General features: G+C 40.0%; 9 protein-coding genes and 1 pseudogene. 2 read left to right on the top strand and 8 right to left on the bottom strand.

The window, feature by feature from the left end; genetic code table 11:
* Positions 1 to 50: 50 nt before the first annotated feature.
* Genes CTY48_RS10230 through CTY48_RS10255 form a run of 6 tightly spaced genes read right to left on the bottom strand, consistent with a single transcriptional unit; the run spans position 51 to position 8,132 of the window.
* Positions 51 to 2,333 carry a cellulose biosynthesis cyclic di-GMP-binding regulatory protein BcsB gene (locus CTY48_RS10230; protein WP_099468397.1) on the bottom strand — a complete coding sequence of 761 codons (2,283 nt, stop codon included), beginning with the start codon at positions 2,331 to 2,333 and terminating at the stop codon, positions 51 to 53.
* 28 nt (positions 2,334 to 2,361) lie between these two features.
* Positions 2,362 to 3,657, bottom strand: coding sequence for a glycosyltransferase (locus CTY48_RS10235; protein WP_099468398.1), 1,296 nt, complete (start codon positions 3,655 to 3,657; stop codon positions 2,362 to 2,364).
* Positions 3,658 to 3,672: 15 nt separating this feature from the next.
* Entirely contained in the window at positions 3,673 to 5,340 is a 1,668-nt protein-coding gene (locus CTY48_RS10240) for a DUF2334 domain-containing protein (protein WP_099468399.1), read from the bottom strand.
* Positions 5,330 to 6,193 carry a nucleotidyl cyclase domain-containing protein gene (locus CTY48_RS10245; RefSeq protein WP_099468400.1) on the bottom strand — a complete coding sequence of 288 codons (864 nt, stop codon included), beginning with the start codon at positions 6,191 to 6,193 and terminating at the stop codon, positions 5,330 to 5,332. Before CTY48_RS10245 ends, CTY48_RS10240 begins: the two co-directional genes overlap by 11 nt.
* 31 nt (positions 6,194 to 6,224) lie before the next feature.
* Entirely contained in the window at positions 6,225 to 7,766 is a 1,542-nt protein-coding gene (gene wsfD / locus CTY48_RS10250; RefSeq protein WP_099468401.1) for a glycan biosynthesis hexose transferase WsfD, read from the bottom strand.
* A gap of 21 nt (positions 7,767 to 7,787) precedes the next feature.
* A complete protein-coding gene (locus tag CTY48_RS10255; protein WP_099468402.1) occupies positions 7,788 to 8,132 on the bottom strand; it encodes a phenylpyruvate tautomerase MIF-related protein in 345 nt (114 codons plus the stop codon).
* A gap of 240 nt (positions 8,133 to 8,372) precedes the next feature.
* Between CTY48_RS10255 and CTY48_RS10260 the strand changes: the two genes are divergently transcribed.
* Positions 8,373 to 9,140, top strand: a complete 768-nt coding sequence (locus CTY48_RS10260; RefSeq protein ID WP_099468403.1) for a lytic transglycosylase domain-containing protein — start codon at positions 8,373 to 8,375, stop codon at positions 9,138 to 9,140.
* A 17-nt stretch (positions 9,141 to 9,157) separates the two neighbouring features.
* Here the strand turns inward: CTY48_RS10260 and CTY48_RS10265 are convergent, their stop codons facing one another.
* Together CTY48_RS10265 and CTY48_RS10270 are read right to left on the bottom strand one after the other, a co-directional pair.
* Complete coding sequence (locus CTY48_RS10265; protein ID WP_099468404.1) at positions 9,158 to 9,934, bottom strand: ABC transporter ATP-binding protein; 777 nt, start codon at positions 9,932 to 9,934, stop codon at positions 9,158 to 9,160.
* Between the two features lie 2 nt (positions 9,935 to 9,936).
* Positions 9,937 to 11,030: pseudogene (locus CTY48_RS10270) on the bottom strand (FecCD family ABC transporter permease).
* A gap of 92 nt (positions 11,031 to 11,122) precedes the next feature.
* Between CTY48_RS10270 and CTY48_RS10275 the strand changes: the two are divergent.
* A complete protein-coding gene (locus CTY48_RS10275; protein WP_180272703.1) occupies positions 11,123 to 12,163 on the top strand; it encodes an ABC transporter substrate-binding protein in 1,041 nt (346 codons plus the stop codon).
* Positions 12,164 to 12,193 lie beyond the last annotated feature (30 nt).

Here is a 12,193-nt window from a genome sequence, read left to right on the forward strand (position 1 = left end):
CTGCAGTATACCATGACCTTCACATTTTTTTCTTAGCGAATCATTGGCACTTATTCATCTTTTTTCCTATGATACATTCTGACACGAATCAAAATGATGATAACTGCAATGAAAATCATAATCATTACGGAAGTCGCAACAACCGTAAATACTAACGATTGTTTATTTTCTACAAGTCTTTTGATTAAACTCGGCTCTTGCACATCTGTTGCCGCCTTGATAAACTGGAAGGATTTTGAATCTAAGTCACTGTCTATCACCACACAGTCTTTCGAAAGACTGTAGCGTAACTTATAATTTCTCATAAACTCCTGTACATTTGACAGCATATCATCCTCTATGCTGGTCACTGCCAAAATACCGCGGTTGCTCGCAAACGGTGACTCCAAAAGCTGTAAAATCGCAATCTCTCCTGCATAGTTATCCGATAAAATAAGCTGTTCATTGCTGTTAAATTTGCTTCCATCCGAAGAATAGGAAAAGTAAAGCTTATCATTTAAGGTACGAAGCAAGGAGTTATTATTATAATTGCCTACCGTTACAATGTTATAATCTGCATCGTTCTCGTCAAATTCGCTGAAGCGCTTTACATACAGCGTTCCGTAAGGCTCCACCCCATCCCCGTACATACCGATAATCTGTGCATACAAATTAAGCTCCTCCGTTGTCGGCGTATCAGAGAGAACAAGCATCATATCGTTAAATTTTCCATCCGTTCGAAACGGCGACGGCTTTAAATCAAAGGTCAGCACAATACCCGTGGATGCGGGCAGATATAATACCGATTCATCGGATACATATGCCCAAGGCATTTCATCCTGTCTCGGGGTACATACAATATCTGCTATTTCCAAGTCAAAGGCGATGCGAATTGCCCCTGTCGTCGTTCCTACTACATCAGCAGGCATTGAGAAAGTCAAAACATCCCCGATTGCATTTTCTTTTGAAAGTTTTTTGCTTGCAACCGGAATATCTCCCCAGTAAACCGTGATAAGAGAACGATTAAAATCCAAATTTTCACTGTAGCGGAAATTAAGTGTCACCTTTCCGGCATCTGATAAGAAGTAATCCTCCGAGAACGGAAGGTAAATTAACTGCTCCTGGTGAAACGGTCCTACAAACGTCAAACCGCTTCCGATAATATCTTTTACCGTATAGTTGCCTGCTGCCATCTTGCTAATAGAAGTAGAGTTAATTGCAACATCAGCGCTTCCAAGCTTCACGCTTGCCACACTGCTCTTCTCCTGGGACACACGATTTTCGTCCATCAGCATATATGCCGCCTCCAAAAGACAGTCATCGTTTGTGGAGGTCACGATAAGAAGCGGATTCCCTTTCGAATCCTCTGAAAATACAACCTCTCCTCTCGTATCCAGATCGCTTGTATCCGTTATTTTATTCTGATAAAATTCGGTCAAATTATTATAATTTGCAACCAATATCGTTCTGTCCGCATTGGTGCCTGCAAGGTCTGATAAAAGGCAGAACTGGATATTATTTTCATCACCCGTCTCCGTACTCAAATCCGACATCAAATTCATTGCCGCCGCAATTTCCCCATCCGTCGCCTCATCTGAGACAACAATAGAAAGTCCTTTTCCTGTCTCCTCTGTCGTAGACATAAACGGATAAGGATAATAGGAAATCCTCTGCCCTGCATCAACAATCTCATAGCCGCTTCGGATATAAGAATTTTTTGATATGCTAAGCCAGTTTGCATTGCTGAAATCGTCAATACACCCCTCTTCATCATAAAGCCTTGCATAAGCAGAAACCGCAAGAGAATTATAGCCCTCTTTGACCAAATCCATCGGTATCTCCAGATAGCACGTCTGTGTACTTCCGTTTTCATAGGCGATGCTGTATGAGCTTACCGGCACATTGTTCACGGAAAACGTCATAGAGCTTGCTATGCTTTGAATCAGTTCGCTGACATCATATTGAATCTCCGCATACACATATTTGGTGTCCCAATATGACGGCACGTAGAAAAACAATTCCTTCGTAGAAAAAATACCCTTAAGCGTTGTCTGGTCAAAATATATGTCCTTTGTATAGGTCGTATCAGGAAGGGTAGGTTCCTGCTCTACCGGTGCTTGGGCATCCTCCGGATTTGAGGAAAGTATGTGTACAATCGCATCCTCCCTCGTTGCATCCTCATCCCTATCTGCTCCTGTCACAGCCTCGCCCGCCTGAAAAGCGACAATTGCCTCGTCCTCGTCCGGCGTCGCTGTCTGCGATGACGCTTTACCGGTCTCTGTAAAAAACATACCGGAAAGTACTGCGGATGCAAGCAGGACCATGACTCCCCTTCTAATTTTTATTTTTTTCATTTTTTACCTCCAGCCTTCTCTGTCTATGTTAACCTCTGAATTTCTTCCTTTTCTTTTTTGTCTCCTCTACCTCTTCAAAGCGTTCTGTCTTATCCCACACAACCTCTTTGTTGTATATTTTATCCTGCACGCTCAAAAACAAAGCGTTCAGCACGACAAATACCCACATTTTTGAGTAGGAGAAAAGCATAAGTAAAATAAGAAGTGCACTTTCAAAACTAAACTCATTTTTTTCCACGGCAAGCGTCAGCAATACATTGAGCAAAAAGAGTACAATCGCCATTCCCCAAAGAAGGGATGAAAACCCGCCAAGCGTTACGTGGCAAAGTCCCAAAATACCCAGTATAAAAATAATATCTGAACAGATTAGAGATGTCAGCATCAAGACATACACAAGTGCATAGTAAAATGCATCTAAGCGCATCGGTCCTGCCGTCTTGTCAAAGGCATATTTGAAGTTTTTAAACAGTACATAAATATTGCCCTTCGCCCATCTCGTTCTCTGTTTAAACCATTGTTTCAGCTTCTGCGGCTCCTGCTCCCACGTCACCGCAAGCGGCATAAATTTGATATAATAGCCCATCCGATAGATGCGAAAGCTAATCTCGGTATCCTCCGCCAGTGCATTCGTATCCCAGCCGCCCATCTGATTGATAATGCTTCTTCGTATGACAAAGTTGGTTCCGGGAATGGTACAAAGCTTAAAGAAAAAATAGCGTCCCGCCTGATTCATGCACTGGTAAGCCAACGTTTCAATATTGACAAAACGAGTCAGCAGAGAAGCATTTCGGTTTCTCGTACGGAATTTTCCGATTACGGCACCAAGCTTATCATCAGACATCAGGTTCTCCACCAAAATACGCAGTGCATCCGGTGCAGGCGTGTTGTCCGCATCGTAAATTGCAATAACTGAACCGCTTGCCACAGACAGCGCAATGTTTAAGGCATTTGATTTTCCCTTTCCTCCTACCTTATTGTCCGTATTCAGCACAATCAGCTTCCTGCTTGGGAACTTCTCCTGCATCTTTTTCAGCACCTCAGCCGAGTTATCAGTTGAATTATCGTTGATGACAATGATTTCATATCGGTCCTTTGGATAGTCAAAATTTAAAAGGGCCAGAACGGTACGGCGGATTACGATACTCTCGTTATGTGCCGGAACCATAATCGTCACCATTGGATATTCCTCAAGCGGAATATGTCCGTCCGTCTTATTGATCCGGAGCATATAAATAATTCCGCCGATCGAAAGAAAAATATTGATAAACATAAGCCCCCATATCGCTATGATGGAATATAAGGACAATAAATCCGCAATCGACACTTCACGCCCTCCCTCCTATTTTTTGAGTCTCTTTTCAAGTTCTTCCTCGCTAGGCGCCTCGTCTTTCTTTTTACCCTTCTTGATAAAAAACGCTTTCTTATTCTGCCGCCTAGCCATAAAAATAAAGAGCAGAAACAGTGAAGAAACAACAAAAACCACGACAATCAGCTTTTTGTTGGCATTCGTCAAATCCTTGGAATATCTTTGTAACGTATTCCGGTTATATTTGAAATCATCATCATATTGTGTCGCTGTAAAATCATTTTCTATTCTCTTCCCATTGACCAGAATAATATGATTTTTGTAATTCATAATATCCTCATCCGTCCAAAAACTATGGTCAATATCCCACAGACTTTTTAGCGGCACAAACGAGGTGATGCATGCACTTACCTTTTCCTTTATCAGCTCCATATCATCGGTTATATCAAAACTGACTGCAAAGGAATTTGTTTTCAGAAAACTCACTCCGCTGTTATCAAGCTGAATTGCGGGTGCAATCCACTGATGTCCGTCCTTGTAAACCACATTTGAATGCATACCCTCCGTGCTTGTGATAAGAGGATCCTCCTCATCCGACACCAATACCGTACTAAAACGGCTCATAATCTCAATCGTATCCTCATTAAACATCCAGTTTCGTGGAACCTCAACGCCCATCAGATAGACACCCTGTTCCATATAGATGCTGATGGCACTCGTCATATATTCATTCACCAGCTCCACGTCCAGACTCGGCATCTGGTTAATCGGGCTGTGTATTAAAATAGTTCCGCCGTTTGCCTGAGCGTACCGAAGAACCTCGCAGAACTGCTGCATCGTCGGATAATTTCCGTGGTCATAGACTGGCATAACAGAAATGACGAAAGGTTCTTCCCTTCCTATCAGATAGTTTACAATCTCAAGCAGCTTTTCGGCGGACTGAAACGGATAAACCTTATCCAGTACAATGTATTGTGCATATGACTGCGGTTCACCATTGTAGGGCCATTTCCACTGTGCTGCTTCTTTTATAAACGCTGCCTTTACCAAATCTGTTCCAAGGTCAGTCACCGGAAGATGGTAAAGCGAACCGACTCTTGCGCAAAAATATCCTTCTGCTTTTTCCACTTCAATGCTTCCTGCACTGTAATCCAGGTCACCTGTTAGGAACAAAAAGTTTTCCTCTTTTACCAGAGCTTCCTTATAATTCATATCACTAAAATAATATTGGAGCTTTCCTGTCTGCCTATCTGAAATTTCATAACGGTCCGCTCTTTCTGTCTTATCCAGATAAGTCTTTAAAAACTCATTTCCTACAAAGAGCAGGCGTATATCATTTTCACCGGAGGAATTCTTAATTCCCTCTCTCGCCTGCAATACAGCGTTTCCCTCTTCCTCCCGCTCTTTCAGTTCACCGATAAGCTCTGCCGGATAGCGTTCCACTTTATAACAGATGATGGAGGAATAATTTTCAAGCTCATTCAGGCAGTCGTCTGCCGGTGCATAGGTGACAGAAAAACGTTGATAGGTAAGATATTCCACGATACTCATCACCTGCTCCATTGTCTCGTCATCTGCCCCATCGGAATAAATAAGCAAAATATCCCCTGTTTCCTCTGCCTTTACAGCAAAAGGCGGCACTGTCAAAAACAGAAAAAAGAAAGAACAGAGGATTGCCCGTCTCAACTTCTTAAACATCATATTGCAGCTCACTCTCAACTTTCTGTTTAAAGTTTATCATATCATTGCCGTACTCTTCTCCCTTATATTCCAGATATGCAACTCTGACCTTCACCTGGATGGCAGAGTCTGTGATGTCTTGGAATGTCTCCTCCGATTCTATTCTGGCTTTTATTCTCTTTTTTGCAAATTCGCAGCCTTCCATACCACAGGTCAGAATAATTCCAATCGAACCATAATTGTCAATCGAATAGACTCTATCCTCAACACGTACCGTATCTACCGTCACTTCTGCCATCTTCTGAAGCAGCATCTCGTAGTGACTTCTGGATAAAATACTTCTTAACTCTTGATCGTAACGAAGCTTGATAATCATAAGAGAAATCTGCATCCCGTTTCTTTGTGCATATGCCGCTTGCTTTTGCAAATCGTTGTAGAGACTTCGAAGGTTATACATTCCAGTCAAGGCATTGACCATAACAAGCTCCTCAACCTGCTCCCTCAGCACTTCATTTTCCGTCTCTGTCTGGGCATTGCCGTAGACAAATATCAACATTGCCGCTACCACAATAATCGGAAAAATAATCCAGATATAGCAAAGCGGCTCAATTTCAGTGGAATAGGCAAAGAAATTATATATTTTATAGGCGGTGTAACCTAACACTGAGAAGCTGACTGCAACAATAGACAAGCTGTTTAATTTAAAGCCAGCCAGCAAAACTGCAAAGAAAGCTGCCATAAGCATAATAACAAATTCCAGCAAAAGCCCTTCTTTTGCATAGCCCACAGTAAACGCCATCGCGCCTACCCCGAGCAGAAATAGTACAAGTCCAATATCTTGCAGCAAATAACCGGTCTTTCTTTTCTTTATCATATTTTCCTCCAAAATACATTTACTATGTTCATTAGAAGATTCTAATCCGATGAACCACTTCAACAAATATAAAATATGTGATGATATCAATTCCGTAGCTGATTAAAAAGCAGTGCCGAACCATCTCTGCATCACCGCTGTTTACAATCGTGATAATTGCCTGTGACAAACAAATAAAAACAATCATCATCAGCGTATCTAAAAAGATTGTATTGCGGCGCTCCTCCGAGAATCGCAGGGAATACCCTTTTCGAAATTGAAGAATAATGACGATAATCAAAAATATAAAATAACCGACTGTCTTTGGCAGGGTATTTGCCTTGAAATTGCTCCAGCCGCTCCAGAAAAAGCTTTTGGCACGCTCCGGAAATCCCACGCTTTTTTCATAGTTTCCGCAGTATTCCCTCCGTATATCAAAGCTTGATTTAATTGCCAAATCAAGCATCCCTAAAAAAGAGGCCGGATGTCTCACATAGTAAACAGCGATATCCGTCTGTGTATACTTATCTAAAAATTCCTCCTGCAGTATCGAATCCGCCGCTTTTACTACCGGCAGATAATCGTAGGATGAGACATCGGCAAGCATTTCATAGGAGGAATCAATATCAAATTCTACAAGCGTCTCTCCGGGATTATTCGACTGGAATAATACCCCTCTTGTCATCGCATGAAATTTAGAAGTCTCATCAAAATCAGAGGTGAGATTTATCATGCTTACCACAGACACAAAGCATAAAAATAAAGCTGACATAACGCATACAAGCCCCCATATCCAGTTACTTCTTATAAATAGAAGCTTCAGGCAATATACAGCAAGCAAAATAGCGATAACAGCCGTTTGATTTCTGGATGTGACAAGTACAATTCCGGATGCCAGCATTAAAAGCAGCGCGCCAAAATCCCGGTATGCACTCCGCTCTTCCTGAAAAGACAGCGCCGCTGCAATGCAATACATCAGACTGATAAACCATAATGCCTCGGGATAAAAGGAGTTAAAGTATGTAAGATAGCCTACATCAGAAAAAATCAGCATTCCGATAAAACCGATCACAAAGCCCTCTGAAAATTCCTTCACACGCATACACGCCTGCTTAATTAACAGGTAGATGGCAGGAACATAAAAAATCCCATAAATAAGCGCCAAAAAGCGAATATCAAAATACTTGTCGGCTGTAACTAAGTGATCCAGATAAACGGCGAATTTCACCACTAAAACCTGACTATTACTCCAATCACTGGTTCTTTGATAGCCGCTCAGCACATTGGAATAGGTTTTAACGAAATAGTTATTATAAACATCTGCTACTTCTGTTTCTATATAATAGACCCCGGCAGAATTCATTACTTGGGAAATAGAGCCGTCATCGGCTACGCCGAGATAATTTGGCAAAAATAAAATGATTGTCATCAGTAATCCGGCAAGACCGGCAGATACTAATGCAATCAACGACGGGGAATACTTTCCCTTCATCCTTTTATTGATATGATGCCTGATTTGACTTATTTTTTTAAAGAAAAGAACTACTTGATTCGCAACATTTATAACCTTAGAATCTTCGTTTTTTTGCTCCAATTTTATTTACCCCTGAATTCATTAGAAATTGGCTCCGTTCCAGCCCCATATATCTACTTCTTCGTATTTTACATAAATTTTATCCGGAGAAATACCAAGCTCCCCGCTTATAATCTCCGTAATTTTCTGAGTTAAAGCAGAATATGCTTCCTTTGTTGACTTACCAAAAATCTTCACTTCAATCCATGCAATCAAAACATTTCCTTCTCCCGTGAAATACAAAGACTGCTCTCCTTCAAAGGAACACATAAGCCAATTCTCGCTTTTTCCAGGAATCAGTTCAATTGCCTTTCCAAGCTTTTCCTTGATTGCTATTTCTTTTTCTTTACTGATTTTTGTATTTGTTTTTGTGCTGATATATGGCATATTTCTCCACCCTTCCCTTACTTTTTATATTGCATTTATTATAGTTTATCCAGATAGTGAAGTCAATTTATTAAGATATATTTTATATTTATTTTATCTTTCTGATTCCTCAAAAAAGTTTATAATTCTTTCAATAAAGTCTTGTAATTATTCAGAAAATCATTTAAAATGACATTATATGTGCATATTTTTTCAAAAGTGCAAAAAAACGATATTGAGAATTACAATTGAGGTGAGTGCATGTTAGATGTAAATCGTGTAAATAGTTATGGAAGCGTAAATACGACTGACACCAACGTGTCAAGTACGGAAAAGACCGGCTCCTTTTCTTCTTACTTAGGGGAATCCGAAACTTTGAGTGATATTTTTGAGAGAGCTGCCAGCAAGTACAATATTTCTGTTGATTTATTGAAAGCTGTGGGCAAGCAGGAATCAAACTTTAATCCCAATGCCGTTTCCCGTTGCGGAGCACAGGGTGTTATGCAGTTAATGCCTGCCACTGCCGCTTCACTTGGCGTGACAGACTCTTTTGATGCAGAGCAAAATATTATGGGCGGTGCCAAGTATCTTTCTTCCTTGTTAGATACCTATGACGGCAATGTTTCCTTCGCTCTCGCTGCTTACAATGCAGGCGGCAATAACGTAAATAAATACGGCGGAATACCTCCGTTTAAAGAAACACAGGATTATGTTGTAAAGGTAACAGGGTATATGCAGACCGGTGTGGATGTTCCAAATACCTCCTATTCTGTTTCCAGAAGCTTTGATGACACCGTCACAAACGACCAGGGCTTGCCTGATCAGCTGTTAAAGGTGATGGAAGAATTAAAGGCATCCTTTACCTATGACGATTATCTGAATTTCGTAAATCTCTTTCTTGAGAACAGCAATAAAGATAATGAGGAGGAGGTTGAAAACTCTGCAAGCAGCAGTGCAGCAGCGTCTTCTTTAAACCAGATTAACTATTCTCCCGCTATTTTAAATCTATTGACTTCAGCCTCTGTGTAAATCACAGAGGTTTTGATTTATCCATTTATTGCAGCATCCAGATAAGCAATGCTTAATGCCTTCGTAATTGGATTTTCATAGATTTCACAATCAACTTCGTAAATCATTTTAATCTTCTCTTTCGTCAGCACTTCTGCCGGGGTTCCGCTGGCAACAATTTCACCATTTTTCATTGCATATAAGTAATTACAATATTTCGCCGCTAATTCCAAGTCATGAAGTACCGCTAAGGTCGTCGTATTCATGTCCTTAACTAAATTGAGCACCTGCAGCTGATATTTAATATCAAGGTGGTTCGTCGGCTCATCAAGAACTAATAATCTGGGCTGCTGTACCATGGCACGGGCTAAAATAACTCTTTGTTTTTCCCCGCCTGATAAAGAAAGATAACTATGGTTTTTAAGTTCAAACAGATTTACTTTTGCCAAAGCTTCGTTTACTAGTTTGATATCCTCTTCGGTATCCGCTTCCATAAAATGCTTATGAGGAGCTCTGCCCATAATAACCATATCATAAACAGAGAAATCAAAACTCAGTTCATTGAATTGTCCCACGACTGCAATATTTTTTGCTATCGTTTTTTCATTTTCGGCTAACACATCCAAATCATCTAAGGTAATATTACCCGCTTTAGGATGAATTACCTTGTAAATCGATTTGAGCAGCGTACTTTTACCGCATCCGTTTGGTCCGATAATTCCTACCGTCTGCGAATCTTTCACCTTTAAGGAAACGTTTTTCACTATATCTGTATTACCTAAACGAATGGAAATATTATTAACGAATAAGTTCATAATTAATTACCTCCAAAACCATAATTTTTCTTCAGCAGCATATATAAGAATACCGGAGCACCAACGGCAGCCGTAATGATACCAACAGGAATTTCCACACCGGGTATAATGCTTCTTGCAACCAAATCAGTTAAACCATAAAAATCCCACCGAAAAGAATTGAAATCGGAACCAATTGTTTATGATTACTGCCGACAATGGCTCTTGTAATATGAGGTATAATTAAACCGATAAAACCTATCATTCCACAGTTAGCGACCATAATACCGGTAATCAAGGAGGCTATTGTTAAATATAATTTTCGATAAAAGCCAAGATTAATACCTAAAGTGGTAGCCGTTTCGTCTCCCACCAGCATAACATTCAGAGTTCTGAACTGAGTCAGGAAGAAGACTACACTTCCCGCAACAACAACTGTCAGAAAAGGAAGCTTAGACCAATTCGCACTGGCAACACTCCCCATAATCCAGAACGTTACACGCTGTAAACCTTGTTCATTATCTGCAAAATAAATAATTAAACTCGAAAAAGCCGAGAACATAGAATCAATAACAGTACCGGCTAAAACAAGCTTTGTACTTGTAACCCTGCCTCCCATATTGGCAAATAGCAAAACCAAAACAGAAGCGGCCAAAGCACCTAAAAAAGCTCCCAAAGATACACCGATCTGACCGATAATAGGCAATGCCCCAAAGCCAACAAGAATGGCAAATGTTGCACCTAGCGTAGCTCCGGACGAAATACCTAAGATATAAGGATCTGCAAGCGGATTTTGTACAGAAGCCTGCATAATAGTACCGCAAATCGCCAATCCCATACCGATTAAACAGGCTGTCAAAACTCTGGGCAAACGAATTAACCAAACAATATTAAGATACGGCAAACTGATTTCACTAATATTCCCTATATCGATACCGGTTATTTTATACATAATAATTTGGAAGGTTTGTTGAAACGGAATATCCACTTGTCCAATGGATATTGAGGCTATAATAGCAATAAATAGAATAGCTAATAATGCTACTATAAAAGTAGGAATAAATCCTTTATGGCGCTCATAAATCGATTTATCAATATTTAATTTTATCATTGACATTTAAATTCTCCTGTGTTATAAAAAGTTAGACACGACTAACTAAGTATAACACAATTTTATTTTTAATCAAATAAAAAAATATGGAGGAACTCATGAAAAAGTTTATTTCTTTATTAACCATTGCGACCCTATCAATTTCATTAATAGGGTGCGGAGCCGGTAACAGTAACGGAGAAGATAATGTAAGTCAAGATAGCAGTTCAAATGTTGAAAGCGGTTCAAGTGAGGAGGGGTACCCGGTAACGATAACCAGTTATTCCGTTAGTAGTGACGGTTCAACATGGGAAAAAATAGAGGAAACATTTGAAGCATCTCCCGAAAGAGTTGTATGCAACAATCAAGGTACCGCCGAATTAATGCTTCGCTTAGGATTAGCAGATAAAATCATAGGCATAGCCGCGGTATATGGTGAGCCTGCTGAGGATATTGCAGAGGAATTTAATAAATTAAATGTAATTTCCGCAGATTATGCCTCTAAGGAATTGGTATTAGGAGCTGACCCGGATTGTGTAATTGGCAGAGGGGATTTATTTATTGATGGAGACTATGGAATTGGTACTGTCACTGATTTGAATGCTATTGGAATTTCTACATATATTACAGAAGTAGGTGCTGATGGAGCGAATTTTGAATCCCTCATATCAGATATTGAAAACTTAGGAAAAATCTTTCATGTCCAGGATAAAGCGGCAGAATTAGCGGCAGAATATCAGTCATTAGTTGACAGTCTTAAAAACGATGCAAGATGGTCTAAAAAAGAATTAAAGATGGCTGAAATTGCTGTGGTTGAAGATGGCATTCCAACAGTATCTGCTTCGCAGACTGAATATTTCCAAAACGAAGCATTTGAAATGATTGGTTTGCCAAATGTATTCAAAGATTTTGCTGGTTCTGAAGTAAGCGTAGAAACATTAATTGAGACCAACCCAGATGTATTAATCTTATTTGATTATGAAGGTGGTCCGGATATGGATACGATGATTAATTCTTTATATGAAAACGAATCATTACAGAATATAACCGCGATACAGGAAAAACAGATCTATGCATTAGATTTCAATGAAATTTATGGCGGAAGTGGAGAGATTTATTCTGCAATGCAAGAGCTTGGCAGCTTGATTTACGGAGAATAAATCAAGAATTATTACAATTTTAAAATTTAA

The organism is Konateibacter massiliensis, from assembly GCF_900184995.1.
GTDB lineage: Bacteria > Bacillota > Clostridia > Lachnospirales > Lachnospiraceae > Lachnotalea > Lachnotalea massiliensis.